We start from the raw sequence: 22,109 nt of genomic DNA, 5'->3' as shown, positions 1-22,109 counted from the left end.
TATTAGGGTTCCTGAGATTCGAATGTCGGTTTCTTGCCGCTTACTTTACGGTAAGTGCCGGTCGCAAAAACATTATGCCCAAACCCGCAATTGCCGTCCGAGCCGTCCTGCGTCACCTTAATTGTTCCCGGCCGGACAAACTTGATCGTGATCTTACAAGCACCAAATTCGTCCGAATCGTAGATCGCCGTGTCGCCTGCGATCGAGGCTTCGCTATCGAGGCTGCCCATGTTTACCGATTTTTCCCCGTTCCGGAGCGTGTATGGATAGACGAGGTCCATAGCGACCCTGATCTTGCCGCCGCCAAGTGCTAGGATCTTGATCTCGTTCGAGAATTCCTTGAATTTTCCGGTGAAATCCATCTTGAATGTGCCATTGACCTCGGCAGCCGAAACGCTCTTGCGAGATGTTTGTGCAACCGCAGCCGCCGATGCCGTCATCATAACGGCCAAAGCAAATATCAAGCAGAAAACCTGTTTACGCATATGTCCTCTTTTCGTTAAATAGTTTATCTGCTATATTTTGCCTAACTCTTCTCTAAATTCAAACAACTAAAGGAAAGAAATCGATGAGCGCAAACGCAGAAACGATCGGAAACAGTGGTATTGCCGCCGAATCAGGCAAGCACCCGAAGGGCCTTTATGTACTTTTCGCAACAGAGATGTGGGAGCGATTCAGCTTCTACTCGATGCTTGCCCTATTCACGCTTTATCTTCGCGATCCGGTCGAAGGGTTTGGCTGGACGGCCGCTGAGGCGACGGCTCTTTACTCGAATTACCTGATGTTTGTATACGCCAGTCCTCTGATCGGCGGATTTATCGCCGACAAGGTCACCGGCTATCGTAAGGCTGTGATGATCGGCGGCTTCTTCTTTATGGCCGGCCACGGTCTGCTTTCGATCTCGGCATTATGGGCGGTTTACCTTGCTTTGACGTGCCTCGTTATCGGAAACGGCTTCTTCAAGCCGAACGTTTCGACGATGGTCGGCAACCTCTATCCCGAAGGAAGCCACCTCAAGGATCGGGCCTACAACATCTTCTACATGGGCATCAACGTCGGCGCATTTATCGCTCCAATAATCATGGAGATCGTCCGTTCCAAATTTGGATTTCACCCTGCATTCGCGGTTGCGGCATTCGGAATGGTCCTGTCGGTCGGCGTTCTCTGGATGTTCAAACAGCATGTGATGCAGGCTGACAATGCCCACGCTAACGGAGATCAGACAGCCGATGAGGCAGCGACCGCAGTCGATGCTCCGCCGCACGGCGTCAGCGATCAGCAGGGGCGCAATGCATCGCAGATGGCTTCGGACCTGATGAACACCGTATCCGACAACAAACGCATCTTTGCCCTGGTCGTGATCTTTATCATCGTGATCGTTTTCTGGATGGTGTTTCACCAAAATGGATCGACGCTTACATACTGGGCCGATGACAATACCGATTGGAACGTTACCGGCACGATCGCCAACTCGATCAATGCGTTTTGGGTATTGACGCTGACATTCCCGCTTGTCTGGTTCTGGGGCTTCCTCGACCGACGCGGCAAGGAGCCTTCGACCCCGACGAAAATGGCGATCGGTATGACACTGACCGGCCTTTCATTCCTCGTGCTCTATTTCGGAGCAACGATCGGCGAAGGCATGACAAAGTCTGCCGAACAATTGGCTGCCGGCGAGTTTCGCATCAATGAACGCGTGCTGAAGAATCTGGGCAATTCCGGGATAGCTCCGGACGTTCTGGCCAAGATCCAGAATGCCAAGATACCCGATGGCGAGACCACGATCGTGCAGGAGTGCCCTCCGAATAAGACGTGTAAGAACTCCGTCTTTGGTGTAAAGTTCGCAGCTAAGGATGGCGTTTCGGGTGAGCAGCAGCTCGTTGCCGCTATCAACGCCGTCGCTCCTGGCGAAGGGGACAAGAATAAGGCTGCGTTTGTGCAGAGCTCTTACCTCTTCCGGGTCTCTCCGATCTGGCTTATCCTCGCATATGCGATCGTGACTTTGGGCGAACTGATGCTATCTCCGATGGGGCTTTCACTCGTTTCGAAGGTCGCACCGATCAGTAAACGCGGTCTGCTCATGGGCGGCTGGTTTGTTGCGACAGCGATCGGCAACAAGCTGACAATGATCGGCATATACTGGGATATCTGGCTCCAGTCCAGCTTCTTCCTGCTTCTCGCTTGTATGGCTTTGGTGATGGCGGTCGTTCTATTTGCTATCCTCAAGCCGCTCAAGAAGGCAATGCCGGGTGTGTAGGAAGACAAGGAGACCGGGAGAAAAGGAGATGGGGAGATGGCTTTGTAGCCGTCTCCCTATTTCTTTGTTCCGACTGTCCAGGACTCAGGCTTGTTCCTCATTGAAACCAAGATCGCAATGACCTCTTCATATTCGAGAAACAACTGTTTTGCGGCTTCACGCTCAACGTATCCGCAACGTACAGAGTATTCGATCCATGTTTCCGTTTCGGCCGCATCGCCTTCTGCATCGTTGAGTTTTGCGATGAATGCGGCCGTGTATCGCCGTTTTCGCCATGCTTCGGCAATATTAGCAGCGACAGAACGAGAGGCACGCCGAATTTGATCGGTAAGCAAATAGGCTTCCTCCTTTGGAAAACTCTTAGTTAGATCAAAGATCCTCATGGAGACCTCGAACGCCTTTCTATAAACCGTCAAGTCTTGATGTTTTAGAATTTTGTCCGCCGCGTTCTGTCTCCTTTTCTCCTTGTCACCTTGTCTCCACGTCTAAGGCTTGGCGTCCCGCCACGCCTGCATCGCTTCTGCGGCACCGGCGTGCATGATCTCAGGTTTATGGTATTTCCAGTACTTTTCAAACTCTTCGTCGCTCATCTGCGTATTCTCGAGGCGTGCTTTTTCTTTCAAATAATTTTCGGCCCAGGCCCGAATTTCCATATCCGTATTCAACGCCGTGCGGGCGCCGTGCATCAAATTGTCGCGTTCCATAGTTTTTTGTTCCTTATGATAGATTATTAAATAGCCCCTTCGTTAACAACTGGCCGCTCAACCGGCCGATCTGGAGTTTTCAAGTGAAAAAGTTATTTCTAAGTTTACTACTCGCCGCTCTACTTGTACCAAATGCGGCATTCGCTCAAACAACGGCCGCTAAACCGGCAACAGCGGCAAGGTCCGAATACAAGGTTCCGTTCATCAATAAAACGCTCGCCAACGGCCTCGAGGTGATCGTATATCCCGACAAAGGTGCCCCGATAGTAACGATCGAACTCGCGGTACGCAACGGTTCCTTCACAGAACCTCCCGAACTGAATGGCCTTTCGCACCTTTATGAACACATGTTCTTTAAGACGAACAAAGCGATGGTTGACGGCGAAGCATACCTCCGGGATATCGGCCAGCTCGGCATAACCTACAACGGCTCGACCCGCGAAGAGGTGGTTAATTATTATTTCACTACTACAAGCCAGTACATCGGCACGGCCATCCGATTTATGCGTGACGCGGCATTGTATCCGGTGTTTGATGAAGATGAGTTTGCCCGCGAGAAAGAGATCGTCATTGGCGAGATCGACCGAAACGAATCAAATCCTTTTTACTACCTAAACCGGACGCTAATGGATAAGCTGTTTTACAAATATCCGACGCGAAAATTGCCGCTCGGAACTCGTGAATCGATCCAGACGTCGACTACGGCAAAGATGAAGCTGATCCAAGGGCGCTATTATGTGCCGAATAATTCGGCTGTAGTAGTAACCGGCGATGTCGATCCGAACGAGGTCTTTAAGCTTGTCGAGCAATATTTCGGCATTTGGCAAAAACGCAGCGTAGATCCATTCAAGGAGTTTCCGCTGGTCGAGCATCCGCCGCTGGCAAAGAGCGAAGGGTACGTCGTTATACAACCCGTGCAGAACGTGTTGGTGCAGGTCGGATGGCATGGCCCTTCGATCGGCAAGGATAATGCCGCGACCTACGCCGCAGATGTTTTCTCTTACATCATCACGCAGCCTGATTCGCGTTTTCAGCGCAATCTGGTCGACACCGGACTCGTCAGCGGCGTCGATTTTGGATATTACACTCAGCGAAATGTCGGGCCGATCGTTGTTACTTTCGTCACTTCGCCGGATCGTGCCAAGGCCGCTCTCAAAGCCGTCTACGCTGAGATCGCTCAATTCGATAAACCAAACTACTTCACCGACGCCGAGCTAGAGAATGCGAAAACGATACTCGAATCACGAGATCTCTTTGATCGTGAAAAGCTCACCGAGTATTCGCATACGCTCGGCTTCTGGTGGTCGTCGACGGGTATCGAATATTTTCGCGGCTATCACAAGGAACTGCGTTCGGTTACACGTGCGGACACGAACCGCTATATCAAGACCTACGTTCAAGGCAAGCCGCACATCGGCGTTGCATTGATCTCAAACGAATCTCAAGCGCAGGCACGCATCACGGCGGATGACCTGATCGGAAACTAATATGCAATCAGTAATTATTCGTTTTACACGCGTTGATCGGCTCACGATCGTATTTCTGCTGCTGGTCCTTTTCCAATCCGCAGCATTTGGGCAGACTGCCGGGACGAGCCTGTCGGCTCAGGCTGGCCTCGTCACAGAACTCGATGTCAACGGCCTTAAGGTGATCGTTAAACGCCGTCCGGGCAGTGCGACAGTGGCCGCGGGTCTTTTCATTCGCGGCGGGGCAATGAACTCAACCACCCAGAACGCGGGGCTCGAGAGCTTTATGCTCAGCACGGCGACCGAGGGCAGCGTTAAGTACCCTCGAGAGACTCTGCGACGGGAGATCGCCCGAACCGGCGGAAACCTAAGTTCAGGATCGAATTACGATTTCAGCGTTCTCGCATTGGCATCGACTCTTGAGGATTTTGACCATTCGTGGGAGATATTTACTGACGTGGCAATGAATCCCGCATTCGCCGCAAATGATGTTGAATTGACGCGTGAGAAAATATTGACGGCACTGCGAAGTTCAGAGGACGACCCTGACGGTTTCCTTCAGGTGCTGGTAAACAGGTCGTTGAACGCCAAGACCTCGTACGAGAATGAACCGAATGGAACGATCGAGAACATCGCTCGATTTAAGACAACAGACCTTCGCGACTATCATAAGAAAACGATGGAGACATCGAGGCTGATGTTGGTGATCGTTGGTGATCTTGATGCTGCGGTATTGAAGAATAAGATAACTGCGACGCTTGGCAAGCTTCCGCGGGGAGCTTACAAGGAACCGGTCGTTAAAGGCTTTGATTTTTCAAAACCGACTCTCGATATCACAGCACGCGATCTGCCAACGAATTATATTCAAGGTGTCTTTGACGCTCCTTCGATCAAGAGCTCTGATTATTACGCGATGCGTGTTGCGACGACTCTGCTGCGTGAACGTGTCTTTGAGGAAGTACGAACTAAGCGAAACCTCTCGTACGCACCGAGTGCTGACATGGGAACGCTAAGCATCAACTCGGGCAATATTTATGTAACTGCCGTTGATGCAAATCAATCAGTCAGCATAATGCTCAACGAGATCAAAGAGCTCCAGAATATTCCTGTGTCCGAGCGAGATATTTCGGGCGTTGCCGGCCAGTTTCTGACATCATATTTTATTGGCCAGGAAACGAACGCTGCACAGGCTGCAGAGATTGCCCGTTATGAGCTTGTCGGCGGCGGGTGGCGAAACGCATTTGAGTTCATCAATCGCGTTAAACAGGTCACGCCGGCCGATGTTCAGCGTGTTTCGCAAAAGTATATGAAGAACCTTCGATTTGTCGTACTCGGCAAGCCCGCATCTATCGACCGAAATATATTCCTGCAGAACTAGTAAAAAAGGCAGGACGCTTTCCAAACGTCCTGCCAATTGAATTATCGTCCATCTTTCTTCCGATCGACACTTCCGCTTTTCGCAGGCGGCGGATCAGCCTTTGGCTGCGGTTTGGGCGTTTCCTTAGGCGGTTGGCGAACCGGTTCGGGATCACGCTGACGAGGCGGCGGGTCGTTGCGGACCGGTGGCTGCCGTACCGGTTCAGGGTCACGCTGACGCGGCGGCGGATTGTAAACCGGAGCCTGTCTTATGGGCTCACGGACAGTCTCGCTCCGGGTTGTCGGCGGCGTGTACGACGGCGGGTTATACGTCGGCGCCTGCTTTACCGGCTGTGACGTACGTTCCGTCGAACGATCGACACCACCGGTTTGACGTATTGTTGATGGTTGGAGACCGCTGTCTGTTCGAACAGGATCGACAGTTTTCACTGGCGGGCGGCCTCCCAGATTTCGTGTAGTTCGCAATTCATTGTCGAGTGGAGTATCGGTTTTGCGAACAGCCGCACCGGTCTTGATCCCGTCGACTTTGACCGCCAGTTGCGGCCGGGCCGTCTTAATGTCAACACCCAGATTGTTCTTGACCTGGCCGTATTCAGGCAAGATCGGAGCGTTCTGCTTGATGTCAGGTATTCGGGTCAGAAGCGATTTTGCGAGAGTGGCATCTAATACGGTCGCACCGCTATTCTTGATCCCGAACTTGTCGGTCTTGACGGTGATGACACCGGTCACCGGTACTATTTCGATCGGCGTCTGTCGGACCTTGATTCCGCGCGGGTCAGGAGTCGGCGACGGGGTTGGATTGCCGTTATTGTGGCCGTTTCCGTGGTGTCCGCCATGATGGCTATTGAAATAGTAATAATTGTAGTTGTAATACGCATAACTGTACGGCAGGGGATACCAGCAATAATTACCGCCCCAACTCGTGAATATTACGAGTGCCGGTTGCCACCAGCTACGGCTGTAACGGTAATAGCCGTACGGCGACCAGTTCCAATAGCCGTCGTCGTAGAACCAACGTCCGTAGTGATACGTCGCCCAACCCCAAGGCTCATCGTTGACCCATGTCCAGCCAAATGGCGGCACCCAACGCCAGTGGCCGTAGCGATAGGGCGACCACGCGGTATAACGGCTCGTGGCAGATCGGTAAGGACGCCAAACGTATCCGTATTTATTAGTATTGATCCACTCTCCATTCGCGGTAAGCTCTTCGGCACCATAAATATCTTGGTCGTAATATTTATCGTAATATGCCGTTTTTAGCTGTTCAGTAATTACTACATCTCGCTGCAATGCCCACGTGTCAAAATCATCAGCATACCGCGATGCATCGCCCGTTTCCCATTCGCCGGCGTTGTTGCCGGAAATAAATATGCGAGAACTGCGGCCGGATTTGATCGTAAAACCTGACATGTCCGAATAAACACGTGCCTCGCCCTTGTCGAGCACAGTGACACGGATCTCATCGTCGCCCTGTTTTCCGGCATCGAGTCGGTACATGCCTGAACGCTGAGCGGCGATCGTCGTATTCGGTGCGTCGATCTCAAAATAGGAGCGCTCCTTGTCAAAATCGACGAGCCGCACACTCAAACTCCCTTCGGGCAAGCTAATGGCGATTCCTTCGTCCTTGAGTTTGAGGATACGCAGATAGGAGTTGGCGGTCAGCCGCAAATGCGTTTTGCTATTGAATTGGATCTCGACACGCGAGCCGAGCGAAGTCGTGATCTCGTCACCCTCGACGATCGGAAGATTGAGGGTTATTTTTTCCCAATCCTGACTGTCGAGACGCCGGATCTGGGCATCACCGTCGATGTAACTAACGCGGGCGACACGAGCCGTCACATCCGGCATATCGGCTTCGTCGTCAGCAACAGTATACATCTCGGATTCAGGTAAATTGAGAGTTTGGGACGGTGTCGCAAAAACAAACGGAATGACCGTCAATACAGCTAACAACGCCGTCGGCAGCAATTTTATAAATTTGGAATGCATATGCTTTCCCTCCTAATTTTTAGGTTTCTGTATCTGAAGTTGGGTCGATGCCATCAATACGTCAACCTTTACATGGCTTGACTGCAATAACTGTACCTAAAGCTCGTATTTACTGATCGTTGCGAAAAACAAAGCTAATGCGACTTTCTATATGTTAGGTACCAAACCAAATAGTGCGCCGACGTCATTAAACCGATACCAAATAGTGCATCAAATATCACTTGCCAGGCACGCCGGGCGGGTTATAAACTCAGAGGTAACAAAGCAGGGAGAATTTATGAAAAAAGCAATATTTATCGCGTTTACGATCGCGTTACTTACATTCTCGGCATTCGGCCAAAAGGCTGTGAAGGCCGATCCCAAAAAGGCTGTGAATGCTGCATTTGACCGGCTTGTGGAAGGTATAAAACAGGTCGATCTGGACAAAGTAATGGCCGCTTACGAAAAGAGCGACCGCCTGCTGATCTTCAACAACAACGGCTCGGCAACGATCGGTTGGGAAAACGTGCGGTCGGTAAACGAAAAGATCTACGCACGGCTATCTAATGTGTCTCTCGAGATCACCGGCCTGCGTGTCGAGATGCTTAGTGCAAACACGGCGTACGTCAGCTGTAAATGGAAGCAAACACAGGAGAACGACGGCAAGCTCGAAAGTGCCTCGGGCCGAATGACCCTCGTTTATAAGCTGATCGGTAAGGAATGGAAGGTCGTCCACCGCCACACCTCCCCCGACAACCCCGACGCGACTCGTCCGGTGTTCCCGTCCGAGCGGACGAATTAGCATCTGGACCAACAGGATCAACGCCGAGGTGCAACTGCATTCCGGCGTTTTTGTGCGATGACGGCGACAAGAAGTTCGAAATTGAATCAACGTCTATGGTGTCGTTTTTTTCGGCCCAATTGGCTTGGGTGGCGTGGCCGTCGAAACGTCTGCGACCGGGGCGAAGCGAGGCGGGGGTTGTTCGAGGCCGAGGGCGGCGTATGGAAGGGCGTTTTCGAATTCGATCGCGTCGGCGAGGTTTCCGGCTGATAAATGAATCAGACTGTTGCCGTTAGTAAGCTCTATAGTGGTCCGGCCATTTTCTTTGTCGACAATGACCGTACGCGAATCTGTCTTTTCCTTGACTATCGGGACGCCGCCGACAAAATACCGGCCATCCATTCGTTTCTTTGGCCCCTCCTGTGATTTGAATACATAGAGTGCATATGAGATCGAACGCTGACCACGCTTGAAGTAAGTTTTGAAGCCGTAATACTCCGAGTCCCGCGGTTTTTCGTAGAGCGGTTCCGTTGCTCGTTCAAAACCAGCGATGGCAACCGGAAAAGCTCCGGCGGGAGCCTTTGGAGTGAAGGGATTGAGACGGTTATATGTAGCCTCCGGCATCATCATAACAACAACGAACAGGACACCGACGCCGGCCAGGAAGAGAAAACCCGTGGCGACGGAGGCCAGGGCGATCTTCGTGTTCCTGCTCATGGGCTGGGGCGGTGGTAAAGGCTGGGGTGGGTCAGAAGAAGCTTGTTGAGTGATCTCAGCGGCCTCAATATTGGCTCCTAATGAAAAGATCTCGTGTGAAGCCACCTTTCGGCCGAGTTTGTCCTCAAGGCTCTTCCTTGCCACCAAGTCCCGAATACTGCCTATTATCCACCTAATTACTACTCCCAACATTTTGCGCCTCCATTCATCCTATTGGTATTCACGTGTGTCTCCCGGATGCAGGTTAATCGATATCTACCAAAATGTAATCAGATCCGGTTTTCTTGAATGCCCATAGTTCTTTGCCGACCTTACCGCTTCCTGATTTTACTTCTACGTCATAGACATGAAAGCCTTGTTCCATTCGTTCGGGGCTAACGGTGTAGGTCGTCTCGGACATGAATTTGAACCGCTTACAACTCATCTCGACTTGACGCCGTTCATCGGCATCGCCGGTATCATAGTTTGCCGAGGTATCTTTTTTGGATTTATCGGTGCCGGTGTACCGCATGTGCTTGGCAGCTTCGTTGAGCTTGTTATCCTTGCACAATGTAACAAGTTGGTCGACCGGATTTTTGGCGGCCGATCCCCACAAGCTGCATCCGATTGAAACCCCGATCAACGACAGAAGCGTAAAAATGACAGAAATGCCGTGTTTGTTCATTTGATTCTCCTCGAGTGCGGTGCTGCACAGCGCCGGTTTTTCTTTTGTCCCTAAATAATGCGACAAAAATGGATAAATAGGCTCATAATTTTTGGGTTCATTTCGGCGGCTTACCAAAATGCAAAAAAGGCAGCCTTTGCAGGCTGCCTTTTCATTTCTTGAATTGATGACCGGTCTAAATGGTTGCTCCCGGATAGTTCTTGCCCAGGCGAGTTTCATCTCCTTCACCGAGGGCGTTAACAACCTCGAAATGAAAATAGTCAAACTTGGCGGCAACGGGCGGCTGGACACGTTTGTCGTACATCTCGCGTGAGCGGTCGATAGCCTCGCGGAGCCGGTCGTATATATCGCTCGCCTCACGACCCTCTTGCACCTTCTTCTCATTATAGAGTTTGATCTCAGATACGAGCAGGCGGGCAAAGCGGCGGGCGTCGTTGTGCAGCCGTCGTTCGTCCTCAGCGACATCGATCGGCAGATCGACGTTGCGGTCGGACAAACGTGATCGCGGCGGAGCGGCCACTGCCGATACGGTTTCGACCTCAACGGCCGGTGCCGGCTCAAATGCCTGCCCATTATCAACAGGAGCAAAGGTTTCGACCTGATGATCGAATGGAGATGAGTCGAATTTGGCTTCTTCGAAAGGTGCGGCCTCGAATGGATTTTCGTCTTCTTCGCGAGGCGCATCAAAGACCATTGCCGATTCGGTGACCGGCGGAGCAGGTATTTCGAACGGCGTCGAAAAGACAGGTGGTGCAGACTCAGTTTCGGGTTCGTCGGTAACGCGTTCGACATCGAATGCATGGGTCGACGCAAACTCATCGACATCATCGTTCTTAAATGACGAGAAGGCAGGCCCATCGTCGGCAACGGCCGGCTGGAAATCAAATCCGCCGACTTCGTCGGCTGCAGGCTCTGCGGTTTGGACCTGAGGTTCGAACGCAGCAACCGTCGGTTCATTGAACGGCGTCGTTTCCGCAAAAGCGGATGGCGTTTCGAATGACGTCTCAACTACAGGTTCCTCGAACGCGGGCAATTCGTGCTGGTCAAATGAAGCAACAGCACTTTGAAATTCCTCGCGGCTATAATCGACTGTTGGATTGAGGTCATGCGAATCGGCATGATCCTCTATGGAAGCGGCATCAGGAGCCGTACGAATGGTTTTTGCCGACGCCAACAACTCTACCGTCATACCGGCGACCCTTACGAGCGATTCGAGAGCATCGGTATTCAGGTTGACGCCCTCATGACCGTAATCGGCATACAGCACCGCAACACCGCGTCCGCGAGCGGTCAGCGGGATCGCATACATGCGGTCGGGAGCACCAAATTCGAGAGCATCGAGGAACGCCGAATCGTCAGGGAAGGTTCCCGAAGAGCCTTCGACGGTGGTCAGCGAGGTGACGGCCTTTCCGAGGATCGAATCGGCTGGGATCGGGAAATGTATCTCACGGATCGAATCTTCGCCGGTGGTGCCTTCTTTTCCAAAGACCTTCCATCCGACAAAATGCTCATTTTTGATAATGAAAAATGCACCGCGAGGCGTGTAATTTGCAGCATGATGGATGAGCGATTTCAAGATCGACGATTGCGAATCTTTGCTGCTGATGTCGTTGATCGCCTCTTTGATATCGGCAAAATTGACCTCAGGTGTCGCCGCCCGTTCCATTTCCTCGGCTTCGGTAAATGCCTTTGCGGAGATCTGGGCTCCCTCATCGCGAGCGAGGCGCATGTGTTCGATGACTGCCTCAGTGAAGGCCTCGTCGAACTTATGTTCAGCGTCAAAACGTGCGGAAAAAGCTCCAAAAGCTTCGTCGATCCGTGCTTTCTGGCTTTCAAACTCGGCCTCGATCTTTTTCTGGAATTCGGCGGTCTCCTCGCGCATTGCGGCAAAGACACCTTTGAGATAACTCTCGAATTCAGCCCTCAGACTCTGTTCGAGTTCTTCACTATTCACTACGTTTCTCCTCCAACTAATTGAAAGCGCAAATGTTTGTTTGGAAATGTATGCGTTCGGCGGATATCGGTGCAGAAAGTTGTTGCACTTGTGTGAGAGGCGGTTCGCGCTAAATCGCCTTCATTCGAATTATGACGAATTTAGGCGAAATATGTCAAGAAATTCTTTTGTATTAACAAATTAACGACAATCGCGTTGTACCGGGTTTTACGTAGCGACTACCGTAATATTGGGGTCGACCTCTTCTTTGATCATGTTCTCGATCGCCATAAGCGTACCGGTAAGCGAACTCGGGCAGCTGCCGCAGGCTCCTTCGTATCGGATCTTAAGGGTGTTATCTGCGAGTTCGATGATCTCGAGCCAGCCGCCGTCGCTGGCGAGGTAAGGACGAATGCGTTCATCGAGGAGTTCGTTGATCTGCGCAAGCTTCGGGTCGTCGCTTGCGGCGATAGCGATCGCACCACCGACTGCTACGGCCGCTCCTTTCCCGTTACCATTGGAAATAGCAACCGGTTCGGCGGCCCGGATCGGCACAGCCAGGTCAGGCAATATTTCGTCCCATTCGGCCTCGTCGGTCTTTTCTACAGTGACCATCTTATCCATGTAAAACACGGAGACAACATTCCCGGTCTCGAAGATCGACTTCGCGAGCTGGTTTTCACGGGCATCCTCGAACGATTTGAACGAGTGCGACGTGCCGTGCGATACGGGGTCTTTAAGAATGAACTTTACCGCATTGGGATTGGGCGTTTCTTGTATGTCTGCAATCTTTGGCATTGTTGAATTACCTTAACTTTCTGCTCTTAAATGCGATGGCCTTTAATCATTACATTTAAGTCAACATTATAACCTAAGTTCGGCTGTATTTCACAATCGCTTCGTCAAAACTAAGAACGGCGGCAGAAATTGAATCAATTCCAACCACCGCTTCGAAACGAAAATAACCGTTCGCGTTGAGCCCAAACCGCACCAAACGCCAAGATCTCAGTCCGCAAAAGACACCCGTCACCTATTCGGTAATATGGATATCTTCTGTCTTATTGACTCGTCCGGACAAAAACATTGCTCCGAAAATAACCATCAGCAGCCCAAAAATACCGGCACCGACAGCATACATCGTGGTTCCGGAGTGCTGAAACATATAGAAGCAAACTCCGGCCAAAACGAGACAAACAAATGCAATTAGACCACCAAGTACACCTTTCACTGAAATCACCTCCGAACGTCAAAAGGACACAACTTTAGTCGACCTTCCAGCTCCTTCGCCGTTCCAATACCCAATGGAAATGACCGGCGGCATTCGATCCAAAAAAACTTTCAATATTGCGCTAGCTGGAATCCAACACCATATTAACTCCACTTATCCGCGAAACGCAAGCTCTTATTAACAGGCCTGATCGGGGCTATTTTACCTCGGATTTTACTATTCGTGCGATTCCCTGCATATCGTCAATAAACACCGGTTCGACCCACAACTTTAGATCGAACATTTCCGCAACAGCTGCGGCTTGGCCGAAACCGATCTCGACGAGTAGATGGCCGCTTCGGCTAAGATATCGCGGTGCGTCGGCGACGATCTTCCTGATGATCGACAAGCCGTCAGCACCGTCTGTTAGTGCAATGATCGGATCGAAATCGCGAACCTCGGCTTGAAGCGTTGCAAACTCTTCAGCAGGAATATACGGCGGATTTGAGACAATGATCTCGAATTCTTGCGGATCGAGTGCCTGATAGAGATCCGATCGCAAAAATCTTATCCGCCCGGCAACACCAATGGTATCGGCATTTTTCTTAGCGATGGCCAGAGCGCTTTCTGAAATATCAATTGCTGTCGCAGTAACGGTCGGCAAGTTGTGCAGTATCGAAACGGCGATGCAGCCTGAGCCTGTACCGATATCAAGAATGCGAGCGTTTTCTTTCCCGTTCAATATTTCGATCGCGGCCTCGACAAGTAACTCGGTCTCATGCCGCGGGATCAACACGTCAGGTGATACCACAAAATCGAGACGATAAAACTCTTGATTTCGGACGATGTGTTGAAATGGTTCACGAGTTTGGCGGCGGGCTATGAGACTTGAATATGTTCGCGATTCGGCCTCGGTCAACTCGTATTCATTGTGTGCGATAAGAAACGTACGGTCACGTTTTATAGCGAACATCAAAAGCGATGCGGCCTCGCGTTCCGGTTGAGCAACACCCGCATCGCGTAGGATCGCAGCGGCAAGTTTGAGGCTTTTGGCGATGGTCATCGGGCCCCGTCTCCGTTGATCATGGCTGGCAGCGTAAGGAAGATGATCTTGAGATCGAGCAGCAGCGACCAGTTTTCGATGTAATAGATATCAACACGGACCATCTCGTCAAAGGTCAGTCGATTTCGGCCCGAAACCTGCCAAAGGCCGGTGATGCCGGGCTTCATGTCCAGTCGTTTGCGGTGCCACGGAAGGTATTCCTCTACCTCATACGGTATCGGCGGACGCGGGCCGACAACACTCATCTCGCCGCGAAATACATTCAGGAATTGCGGCAACTCATCGAGGCTCGTTTGGCGAAGAACGCGTCCGACGCGGGTGATCCGCGGGTCATCTTTCACTTTTCCAAATACCGGCGAATCGTCGTCGCCCGAATTAGCGTCGTGTCGACCCTCGATATTCTTGACGTATGCTTCGCGATGGATATTTTCATCTGCATCGACGGTCATTGTGCGAAATTTGTAGCAGAGAAAGCGGCGGCCGTCCATGCCGATGCGTTCCTGCCTGAAGAGTATAGGCCCGCTTGAATCCAGCTTGATCGCGATCGCGGAAATGAGCCAGAACGGCAGCGTGATAATCGAAGCGGCCAGCGATATTGCGAGGTCGGACGTGCGTTTGAGAAATCGTTGCGTATCGGACAGCGGCTCTCGAAAGAGTCGTACCATCGGAAGTACACCGATCTGTTCGACGCTCGTTTTTTGGGGCAGCAGATTGAAAACGCTCGGAGCAAACCGAAATTCGACCCGCTGCTTTCGTCCAACCTGCATCATTGTTTCGAAGAGCAGTTCGGGAGCTATGCGGTCATCCGTGATGATTACTTCCTGTATCTCAAGATCGCGGATCGCGTCGGTCAGATCGTCGATTCCGCCGACCAGCGGAGTGTCAGCAAAATGCGTTTCCGTGCCGGCGGCCGCGTCACCTGATACTGCTCCGATCACTCGATAGCCGAGATTTGGGCGTTCGCGAAGCAGCGTTATTGTTTGAGCCGCCTCGGCATTTGTGCCGACAATAAGTGTCGGTATCAGATTGATATCACGGTTCCGAACCCAAGTCTGCACGAACCTGATCAATAGATGAAACGAGGAATATAGCACCAACGCGATGCCAAAATCGAGAAAGAAGACAAATCGGGAATACGAAAATTCGCGAAATGTATAGCCGCCGCGAAACAAGAACGCCCACGCCACGATCAGCAAAGAGCCGACGAAAACAGCTCGAAATACCTTAGCCGCCTCACGTGTATAAGAAAAAGCACCGTGAAAACGATACACACGCTGCTGCATAAAAAGCAGAAGCCTCACAACGACTGCAAAATAGAGTATCCCGACATACGGTGAAAATTCCGGCGACCACGCCCACGTGTCTATCGCCAGAACAGATTCGCCTTCGCGTAATTTGAATGCAAGCACGATACTTATTGCGGCGATGCAAACGTCGACCGCCCCGACGGTATATTTTACCGACGGCAGTATCCACGCAGGGACGCGATTCTCAGCTTTTGTTAATTTGCGGCCGCCGGCCGCTCGTTCTGCCTGCATAACTCACTACATTTGTAAGGCAATACGGCGACTTGTGCAAACGCTCCCCGCGAACTTCGGCTGACATGACCGGTGCCGTTGGGGTATTCTTGGTTTTGCCGTATGAAAGTTCTGATCACAGCACCAAGCCTAGATGAAACCCGCAATGTCAGCGGCATCTCGACGGTCGCGCGGCAGATCATTCAATACAGCTCGGGTGAATTTGACCATTTCGAGGCCGGAAGGAAAGACGGCAGCGAGAATAAGCTGTTGTGGCTGGCGAGACAACTCGTATTGCCACTTCGGTTTTTGCAGCGGATTCGCAGCAGTTCGCCGGATGTTGTTCATATCAATACGGCGATGACCGTGCTGGCGGTCTGCCGCGATGCCGTGCTTGTCCGCTGCGCTCGATTTACGGGAACGCCGGTGATCTTGTCGGTGCATGGCGGCGAAAATTTGAGGGAACGCTTTAACAGCAGTCACATCGAGAAAATGGCAGGGCGGATGCTTGGTCGGGCTGAACGTGTTTTGGTTCTCAGCGACGACGCACGGACATCATTGCGGGAGCGCTGGCTGGCGATCGATCTTGCCGTGCTGCCAAACGCGATTTCGCTCGGAGCGGTCGAGGCCCGCACAGAAAGAAACGGGCCGCCGGTTGTCGTTTTCCTTGGCCGGATGCACCAATCAAAAGGCCTTGACGAGGTCATCGATGCCTGCCGGATCCTAAAAAGCGGCAGCAGTGAATTTTTATTTCGTGCCTATGGTGACGGGCCCATGCGGAAGTCCTTTGTTGGTGAATTGCAACGAGTACTTGGCAGTTCGTTCGAATACGGCGGTGTTGTTTCCGGAACGGAGAAATGGAAGGCACTTGCCGGCTCCGACATATTCGTTTTACCGTCCGCGTTCGAAGGCCTTTCGATGGCGCTGCTCGAAGCAATGGCGGCCGGCTGCATCGTTGTCGCATCAGACATTCCGGCGATCCGAGCGATAATTCGCGATGGTCAAAACGGATACCTCGTCGAGCCGAAAAACAGTGATCTGCTTGCGGCTGTTCTCGGGCGGTTATTGAACCAGATAGGCGGCTGTAAGCCCTTGCGAGAGAATGCGGCGGCGACGATCCGTGACCATTTTGAAATCGGCGCATATGTCGAAAAACTGGAGAGAATATACGATGAGGTGTCGCCGAGGGACAAATAATGGCCGAACGACTCACAATTAGCGACCGCGTTCGCGTGGTCAGCCTATGGCCGAACGTGTTGGATCACGACAGGGCGATCGCTTCGATCGACGCGCTTGTTCGAGCAGGTAGAGGCGGTTATGTTTGTTTTTCGACGGTTCATATGGTGATGGAATCGCATGACGACGCGGAATTCGGCAAGAAAGTGAATGCCGCCGACCTGATCGTCACCGACGGAATGCCGCTGGTATGGATGCAGAGACGGCAAGGCCGACACGATGCACAGCGAATTCGTGCGAACGATCTGATGATCGCGTTGTGCGAATATGCCGCGAAAAACGGCCTCACCGTCGGCTTTTACGGCGGAAAGCAAGAAGTGATCGATGCGATCAAGGCTCGCGTCGGACGCGAACTTCCCGATCTAGATATCGTGTACGCATATTCACCTCCGTTCCGTCCGCTGACTGACGAAGAAGATGCCGCGATCGTAGACGCAATAAACGCGGCTTCGCCTGACCTGTTATTTATGGGCCTCGGGTGTCCCAAGCAGGAAAATTGGATGTCTGCACATCGGGACAGGCTAAGAGCCGTGATGCTCGGCGTTGGGGCGTCGTTCGATTTTTACGCAGGCAACGTCCGCGAATGCCCGGATTGGATAGGCAAATTGGGACTCGAATGGCTCTATCGCCTGACGCAGGAACCTAGACGGTTATGGCGGCGGTATCTTATTCTGAATCCGCGATTTATGTTTCTTGCAGCGATGCAGTTGATGAAAGGCAGAAACGTGACTGTTAAGGAGCGTGCCTAGTTCAAGCACCGCGTTGGTGCTCTCGTTCACACTCGCGTTTCCGCAGCGTTCACGTCATAATCTTAGGTATGAAGTTTTTTTCCGACATCCGACTTCTCCTACTAGCAGTTTGGCTTGGTGCCGCGGTGTTCTTTATCGGTGTTGCCCAGAGTGCGTTCGCGGTTTTGCCTGAGCGTGAACTTGCTGGTTTGGTAGTAAACCGAACTTTGTCGATACTGAATTATGGAGGTATGGCTATCGCCGTCTTGCTGATCGTCACGTCGCTCGTCGCATCTGCCAAGGTCAATCAGCTGTGGTTGTGGATCGAACGGTTTTTGTTGCTCGCGATTGCTGCGGCGTGTGCGGTCGGGCAATTTGTGATCGGATTTTGGCTCTCGTCCGTGCGTGGTCAGATGGGCAGACCGATCGACGAGGTCGCTGTAGACGACCCATTGCGGATACAATTTAACTCGCTTCATCAATGGTCCGAATGGATGCTGATGGCGGCGATGATCGCGGCTCTGCTCGCATTCTTCATCATCGCGAACCGCAAATTCAATACGGCGAAAATCGACGAAGCCGATGTTTACGATTTTCAAAAAGAGTTTAAGATATAGACGTTATGGAATTGATCGAACAACTGGACACTTTTTCGCGGCGGTTTGCGGTATGGAACGCAAATGTGGATCTTGGCGGCTATCCGTTCGTGGAGAACGTTCACGCACCGTTCACGCCGGTTCGCCGGGCCTTGCCTATGCTAAATCTTGCGCTGGTTACTTCGGCCGGCGCTTATATTGATGGCACGGATGCATTCGATATTGAGTCGAAAGACGGCGACGTGACGTACCGAGAGATCCCCGTCGAGGTCGAAGCCGACGATCTGCGTTATGCAGCGAAGGGCTATGACCCGAAGGACGTGATGGCAGACCGTAATTCGCAGATCCCGGTCGATCGTCTGCTCGAATATGCCGAAAACGGCGTGATCGGCGGCCTCAACAATGTCTGGTGGAGCGTCAGCAGCCACATCCCGAATGCCGAACGCGTCGCCAAGGAACTCGCTCCCGCGATCGCCGACCGCCTCGCTCGATACGAAATACACGCGGCACTGTTCGTTCCTGCGTCGCCGCTATGCCACCAAACGCTCGGCATCATCGCCCGCTGCGTCGAAATGGCCGGAATTCCGACAATGCTGCTCTCGGTCGATCCAAAGTTGACCGACAAGGTCCGTCCGCCGCGAACGGCCTACTACAACGGTGACTTCGGCTCCGTCGCCGGAAAACCAAATTGGCGCGAATACCAACTCCGCGTTTTAGATGAAGCCCTCCGATGGACCGAGACGTTTGATCAGCCCGGCTCACGCAAGCTTGCCGTAGACCTCGAAACCTCAGTTGAGGCGGCGAGAGGCGAAAGATAAAGACCAACCGCTAAACATACGAAAGGACGCGAAACAGGAAATACTATTTCGCGCCGTTTTGTACGTTTCACAGTCTAGAACTCACCCGCCGATCTGCCACGCCTTTATGGCCTCGATCGGGTAGATAAGCATTAGGATATTAATGAGCAGGCTGTCGCGGATGGTGAAGATCAAGACGGCCTCGGTTGCGGCAAAGACTGCGAGTGATCGCCAGAATCTCAGCTTATACGCTATGACAAAACCGGTAGCACAGGCAGTGATATCGGCCAGAGAATTTATCACGGAATCTCCAAAATAGTCGAGCGAGATGGTCGCTTCGCGGTAACGCTGGATGACATACGTCGAATTTTCCGCGATCTCCCAGCCGCCTTCAAAGATTACCGCTACCAATAATCGCCAAGGGATTGGCATCTTCCGAAAAATAAAACCAATGATCCAAAAAGCAAGTACGCCGTGGAAAACATGCGTGAACGAATACGGATCGATCAGGTGCTGTGACGTGTGTGCCGACCAAATATCCCCTGCCCACGGTCCGTAATCGCCCACCTGACACCACCAAACTCGTCCCTGCCACCGCAAAATGGCCATCGCAAGCAACGTCGAGCAAAACATTAATGTGAACGGAATATAATCCTTTGACGTTTCTATCGAGAATAGCGGCTTTTCGTCTGGATCTACGTACATTGCTTTGAAATTGTCGTTGTATTGGATTCAATTTGCAAGTAATCTGCTAAATTCGTTTTTGATGGATCGAAACCAAATACTCGAACGCGTCCGCTCACGCACGACATCTTGGGACATCGTTGTCGTCGGCGGAGGCTCGACGGGCGTCGGCTGTGCGGTCGACGCCGCTTCACGCGGGTTTGATGTTCTGCTCGTCGAACAGTCAGATTTTGGCAAAGGCACGTCGAGCCGTTCGACAAAACTTGTCCACGGCGGCGTGCGCTATCTTGCCCAAGGCAACATCTCGCTCGTCCGCGAAGCTCTCAAAGAACGCGGCGTCCTGCTGCGAAATGCTCCGCATGTTGTGCATCGTCAGGAGTTCATAGTTCCGTGCTACAGCCGATGGCAGAAATTCTATTACGGCGTCGGGCTCAGGATCTACGATCTGTTGTCGGGCAAATACAGCTTAGGCAAGTCACGAATTCTGTCGCGATCCGAAACGATCGAACGACTGCCAACAGTCATACAAGCTGGCCTCGCGGGCGGCGTTTTGTATAGCGACGGGCAATTTGACGATACGCGGCTGTTGATCGATATGGCTCGAACGGCCCATGAACAAGGTGCGGCCGTGCTGAATTATGCTCGCGTTTCGTCGCTCTTGAAAAGCCCTGAAGGAAAGGTCAGTGGAATTGAATTCGAAGACGTATTGGCTGGCGAAAATTTCGCGATCAACGCCAAGGCCGTGATCAATGCGACCGGAGCATTTTGCGACGCGGTAAGGACGATGTCCGACGAGTCTTCGAAACCGATCGTCACACTCAGTCAAGGCATCCATCTCGTTTTCGACCGTAGCTTTCTGCCCGGTGACAGTGCGATCATGATTCCGAAAACCGGCGACGGCCGCGTCCTCTTTTGCATCCCGTGGCACGGCCGGACGCTTGTCGGCACCACCGATACACCGATTCCTGAGGCCGAACTTGAGCCAAACGCTTTCGACTTTGAAATTGATTTCGTTCTCGAAACGGTGGGCCAGTATCTGACGACAAAGCCGGCACGCCGCGATATTTTGAGCCTCTTCACCGGCATTCGCCCACTCGTCGCATCAAGTTCGACACGCAATACGGCCTCACTCTCACGCGGTCACACGATCGAGATCAATGATTCGGATCTGCTCACAATAACTGGCGGTAAATGGACGACCTATCGGCACATGGCCGAGGACGCGGTCGATCAGGCGTCGCGAATCGCGAATTTGAGCTCTCGGCCGTCTGTAACCGAAAAACTGAAGATCAACGGCCCGCAGCCGTTTGTTGATACCGAGCCTCTCCATTCTGAACTTCCTTATACACGTGGCGATGTCATTCGTGCCGTCCGCGAAGAAATGGCTCAGACCGTCGAGGATGTCCTTGCCCGCAGAACGCGCGCGTTGTTTCTGAACACGGCCAACGCGATCGAGATCGCTCCGCTCGTTGCGAAGATAATGGCTTCCGAGTTAGGAAAGGACAAGACGTGGCTCGATGCGGAGGTCGGACGATTTAGCGAAACAGCAAAAAGATATATGCCTAAAAAACAAGCTTCATGATAAATGCTTCCCATCGTTTTTGGAAAGCCGTCTTGTCGCGTTCGCCCAACGTTCTTTGGAGCGTTTTATAACCGGTCGGGTCGGTCTTTTGGTTAGCGACAAAATCTTTGTAGAATTTTCTTAGCAGGCCTTTTTCTTGGAGGTAGTAGCAAAGATAGCGGGCCTGGGCGTAGTTGGTGCCTGTGTCTTCGCGGTAGAATTCGGCGTCGGACATCGATGTCAGGGTTTTGAATGTCGGGACGATCTTCTTTCGCAGGCCGTTTTGCAGTCCATTCAGACGCCAATTTGTGTAGCCGTATATGTGCCCGTCAACGGTTCCGGACTGTTCGTAGAGCGAACCGAGGCCTTCGTTTAGCCAGGCGGGAGCATCGGGGAAATTAGCCTCGACAAACGGATGAACGATCTCGTGAACAAGCGTTCCGCCGCCGGTCGCGATGTTCATCACCAGCACTTTGCTCGACGGCAAATAGTATCCGTAAGGGGTATCTGGCTCGTCGTTAAAGAATTCTTTGGCGTGTTTGCGGTAGGAGATTTCGTCTTTGAACAGCCAGATCTCGAGGATCTTTGCCGGGTCTTTTGCAAAATAATCCTGCTTTAGACGCGTAACGGTTCCCCGAATTATGTCGTTGGCCCACAGTGTTACGCTATCCGCCGATTCGTCGCCGATGACGATGAACGGACGTTCGACGATCACGGTAAAGCTGCGGCCTTTGAGTTTTGTTCTTAGTTCGGTCGCCTGTTTTTCAAATGCCGACGGACTGATGTCGGGCAAGGCGAATGCGGCGGTTGTTAGTAAAAGTAAGAAAAGAAATGTACTTACGCTTTTACGCAT

At 52.1% G+C, this 22,109-nt stretch carries 22 protein-coding genes; 9 read left to right on the top strand and 13 right to left on the bottom strand.

Going from position 1 to position 22,109, the window contains the following annotated elements; genetic code table 11:
- Positions 1-2: 2 nt before the first annotated feature.
- On the bottom strand, positions 3-443 hold the full coding sequence (locus tag IPK01_07345; GenBank protein ID MBK7933308.1) for a hypothetical protein: 441 nt from the start codon (positions 441-443) through the stop codon (positions 3-5).
- Between the two features lie 1,127 nt (positions 444-1,570).
- On the opposite strand from IPK01_07345, the gene IPK01_07340 reads away from it, so the two are divergent.
- A complete protein-coding gene (locus tag IPK01_07340) occupies positions 1,571-2,257 on the top strand; it encodes a hypothetical protein (protein ID MBK7933307.1) in 687 nt (228 codons plus the stop codon).
- A gap of 56 nt (positions 2,258-2,313) precedes the next feature.
- On the opposite strand, the gene IPK01_07335 is transcribed toward IPK01_07340, so the two are convergent.
- Entirely contained in the window at positions 2,314-2,640 is a 327-nt protein-coding gene (locus IPK01_07335) for a four helix bundle protein (GenBank protein ID MBK7933306.1), read from the bottom strand.
- Between the two features lie 102 nt (positions 2,641-2,742).
- Positions 2,743-2,961, bottom strand: coding sequence for a hypothetical protein (locus IPK01_07330; GenBank protein ID MBK7933305.1), 219 nt, complete (start codon positions 2,959-2,961; stop codon positions 2,743-2,745).
- Between the two features lie 83 nt (positions 2,962-3,044).
- Here IPK01_07330 and IPK01_07325 point away from each other — a divergent pair, with 83 nt between their 5' ends.
- Together IPK01_07325 and IPK01_07320 are read left to right on the top strand one after the other, a co-directional pair.
- Complete coding sequence (locus IPK01_07325) at positions 3,045-4,448, top strand: insulinase family protein (GenBank protein ID MBK7933304.1); 1,404 nt, start codon at positions 3,045-3,047, stop codon at positions 4,446-4,448.
- 1 nt (position 4,449) lies between these two features.
- Positions 4,450-5,805 carry an insulinase family protein gene (locus IPK01_07320; GenBank protein MBK7933303.1) on the top strand — a complete coding sequence of 452 codons (1,356 nt, stop codon included), beginning with the start codon at positions 4,450-4,452 and terminating at the stop codon, positions 5,803-5,805.
- Positions 5,806-5,846: 41 nt separating this feature from the next.
- Here IPK01_07320 and IPK01_07315 read toward each other — a convergent pair whose 3' ends face one another.
- Entirely contained in the window at positions 5,847-7,793 is a 1,947-nt protein-coding gene (locus IPK01_07315) for a FecR domain-containing protein (protein ID MBK7933302.1), read from the bottom strand.
- Positions 7,794-8,070: 277 nt separating this feature from the next.
- Between IPK01_07315 and IPK01_07310 the strand changes: the two genes are divergently transcribed.
- On the top strand, positions 8,071-8,574 hold the full coding sequence (locus IPK01_07310; GenBank protein MBK7933301.1) for a nuclear transport factor 2 family protein: 504 nt from the start codon (positions 8,071-8,073) through the stop codon (positions 8,572-8,574).
- Between the two features lie 93 nt (positions 8,575-8,667).
- Here IPK01_07310 and IPK01_07305 read toward each other — a convergent pair whose 3' ends face one another.
- The 7 genes from IPK01_07305 to IPK01_07275 form a co-directional block, all read right to left on the bottom strand.
- Complete coding sequence (locus tag IPK01_07305; protein ID MBK7933300.1) at positions 8,668-9,270, bottom strand: hypothetical protein; 603 nt, start codon at positions 9,268-9,270, stop codon at positions 8,668-8,670.
- Between the two features lie 244 nt (positions 9,271-9,514).
- Positions 9,515-9,934: a hypothetical protein gene (locus tag IPK01_07300; GenBank protein MBK7933299.1), complete on the bottom strand. Its 420-nt coding sequence runs from the start codon at positions 9,932-9,934 to the stop codon at positions 9,515-9,517.
- Between the two features lie 175 nt (positions 9,935-10,109).
- On the bottom strand, positions 10,110-11,888 hold the full coding sequence (locus tag IPK01_07295; GenBank protein ID MBK7933298.1) for a hypothetical protein: 1,779 nt from the start codon (positions 11,886-11,888) through the stop codon (positions 10,110-10,112).
- A gap of 207 nt (positions 11,889-12,095) precedes the next feature.
- Positions 12,096-12,665 (bottom strand): NifU family protein, encoded by a 570-nt coding sequence (locus IPK01_07290; protein MBK7933297.1) that lies wholly within the window; start codon positions 12,663-12,665, stop codon positions 12,096-12,098.
- A gap of 232 nt (positions 12,666-12,897) precedes the next feature.
- On the bottom strand, positions 12,898-13,095 hold the full coding sequence (locus IPK01_07285) for a hypothetical protein (GenBank protein ID MBK7933296.1): 198 nt from the start codon (positions 13,093-13,095) through the stop codon (positions 12,898-12,900).
- Positions 13,096-13,291: 196 nt separating this feature from the next.
- On the bottom strand, positions 13,292-14,137 hold the full coding sequence (gene prmC / locus IPK01_07280) for a peptide chain release factor N(5)-glutamine methyltransferase (protein ID MBK7933295.1): 846 nt from the start codon (positions 14,135-14,137) through the stop codon (positions 13,292-13,294).
- Positions 14,134-15,675 (bottom strand): sugar transferase, encoded by a 1,542-nt coding sequence (locus IPK01_07275; protein MBK7933294.1) that lies wholly within the window; start codon positions 15,673-15,675, stop codon positions 14,134-14,136. Before IPK01_07275 ends, prmC begins: the two co-directional genes overlap by 4 nt.
- Positions 15,676-15,777: 102 nt before the next feature.
- Here IPK01_07275 and IPK01_07270 point away from each other — a divergent pair, with 102 nt between their 5' ends.
- The 4 genes from IPK01_07270 (at position 15,778) to IPK01_07255 (ending at position 19,032) form a co-directional block, all read left to right on the top strand.
- Entirely contained in the window at positions 15,778-16,851 is a 1,074-nt protein-coding gene (locus IPK01_07270; protein ID MBK7933293.1) for a glycosyltransferase family 4 protein, read from the top strand.
- Positions 16,851-17,639 (top strand): WecB/TagA/CpsF family glycosyltransferase, encoded by a 789-nt coding sequence (locus IPK01_07265; GenBank protein ID MBK7933292.1) that lies wholly within the window; start codon positions 16,851-16,853, stop codon positions 17,637-17,639. Before IPK01_07270 ends, IPK01_07265 begins: the two co-directional genes overlap by 1 nt.
- A gap of 68 nt (positions 17,640-17,707) precedes the next feature.
- The gene (locus tag IPK01_07260) at positions 17,708-18,235 is read left to right on the top strand and encodes a DUF4149 domain-containing protein (protein ID MBK7933291.1); all 528 of its coding nucleotides are present in this window, start codon (positions 17,708-17,710) and stop codon (positions 18,233-18,235) included.
- 5 nt (positions 18,236-18,240) lie between these two features.
- Positions 18,241-19,032: a hypothetical protein gene (locus IPK01_07255; protein MBK7933290.1), complete on the top strand. Its 792-nt coding sequence runs from the start codon at positions 18,241-18,243 to the stop codon at positions 19,030-19,032.
- A gap of 81 nt (positions 19,033-19,113) precedes the next feature.
- Here IPK01_07255 and IPK01_07250 read toward each other — a convergent pair whose 3' ends face one another.
- Positions 19,114-19,716, bottom strand: a complete 603-nt coding sequence (locus tag IPK01_07250) for a DUF2585 family protein (GenBank protein MBK7933289.1) — start codon at positions 19,714-19,716, stop codon at positions 19,114-19,116.
- A 61-nt stretch (positions 19,717-19,777) separates the two neighbouring features.
- Here IPK01_07250 and IPK01_07245 point away from each other — a divergent pair, with 61 nt between their 5' ends.
- On the top strand, positions 19,778-21,277 hold the full coding sequence (locus tag IPK01_07245) for a glycerol-3-phosphate dehydrogenase/oxidase (GenBank protein ID MBK7933288.1): 1,500 nt from the start codon (positions 19,778-19,780) through the stop codon (positions 21,275-21,277).
- Here the strand turns inward: IPK01_07245 and IPK01_07240 are convergent.
- Entirely contained in the window at positions 21,258-22,109 is an 852-nt protein-coding gene (locus IPK01_07240; GenBank protein MBK7933287.1) for a hypothetical protein, read from the bottom strand. The genes IPK01_07245 and IPK01_07240 overlap by 20 nt on opposite strands.

It is taken from the genome of Acidobacteriota bacterium, from assembly GCA_016713675.1.
GTDB lineage: Bacteria > Acidobacteriota > Blastocatellia > Pyrinomonadales > Pyrinomonadaceae > OLB17.
The sequence above is the reverse complement of the archived record's forward strand: the minus strand, read 5'-3'. Positions and strand labels throughout refer to the sequence as shown.

Coding starts and splice junctions, on each gene's coding strand:
- IPK01_07345 (MBK7933308.1), bottom strand. CDS start 443: ATGATGACGGCATCGGCGGCTGCGGTTGCACAAACATCTCGCAAGAGC.
- IPK01_07340 (MBK7933307.1), top strand. CDS start 1,571: ATGGCGATCGGTATGACACTGACCGGCCTTTCATTCCTCGTGCTCTAT.
- IPK01_07335 (MBK7933306.1), bottom strand. CDS start 2,640: ATGAGGATCTTTGATCTAACTAAGAGTTTTCCAAAGGAGGAAGCCTAT.
- IPK01_07330 (MBK7933305.1), bottom strand. CDS start 2,961: ATGGAACGCGACAATTTGATGCACGGCGCCCGCACGGCGTTGAATACG.
- IPK01_07320 (MBK7933303.1), top strand. CDS start 4,450: ATGCAATCAGTAATTATTCGTTTTACACGCGTTGATCGGCTCACGATC.
- IPK01_07315 (MBK7933302.1), bottom strand. CDS start 7,793: ATGCATTCCAAATTTATAAAATTGCTGCCGACGGCGTTGTTAGCTGTA.
- IPK01_07310 (MBK7933301.1), top strand. CDS start 8,071: ATGAAAAAAGCAATATTTATCGCGTTTACGATCGCGTTACTTACATTC.
- IPK01_07305 (MBK7933300.1), bottom strand. CDS start 9,270: ATGAGCAGGAACACGAAGATCGCCCTGGCCTCCGTCGCCACGGGTTTT.
- IPK01_07300 (MBK7933299.1), bottom strand. CDS start 9,934: ATGAACAAACACGGCATTTCTGTCATTTTTACGCTTCTGTCGTTGATC.
- IPK01_07290 (MBK7933297.1), bottom strand. CDS start 12,665: ATGCCAAAGATTGCAGACATACAAGAAACGCCCAATCCCAATGCGGTA.
- prmC (MBK7933295.1), bottom strand. CDS start 14,137: ATGACCATCGCCAAAAGCCTCAAACTTGCCGCTGCGATCCTACGCGAT.
- IPK01_07275 (MBK7933294.1), bottom strand. CDS start 15,675: ATGCAGGCAGAACGAGCGGCCGGCGGCCGCAAATTAACAAAAGCTGAG.
- IPK01_07270 (MBK7933293.1), top strand. CDS start 15,778: ATGAAAGTTCTGATCACAGCACCAAGCCTAGATGAAACCCGCAATGTC.
- IPK01_07265 (MBK7933292.1), top strand. CDS start 16,851: ATGGCCGAACGACTCACAATTAGCGACCGCGTTCGCGTGGTCAGCCTA.
- IPK01_07260 (MBK7933291.1), top strand. CDS start 17,708: ATGAAGTTTTTTTCCGACATCCGACTTCTCCTACTAGCAGTTTGGCTT.
- IPK01_07255 (MBK7933290.1), top strand. CDS start 18,241: ATGGAATTGATCGAACAACTGGACACTTTTTCGCGGCGGTTTGCGGTA.
- IPK01_07250 (MBK7933289.1), bottom strand. CDS start 19,716: ATGTACGTAGATCCAGACGAAAAGCCGCTATTCTCGATAGAAACGTCA.
- IPK01_07245 (MBK7933288.1), top strand. CDS start 19,778: ATGGATCGAAACCAAATACTCGAACGCGTCCGCTCACGCACGACATCT.
- IPK01_07240 (MBK7933287.1), bottom strand. CDS start 22,109: ATGCGTAAAAGCGTAAGTACATTTCTTTTCTTACTTTTACTAACAACC.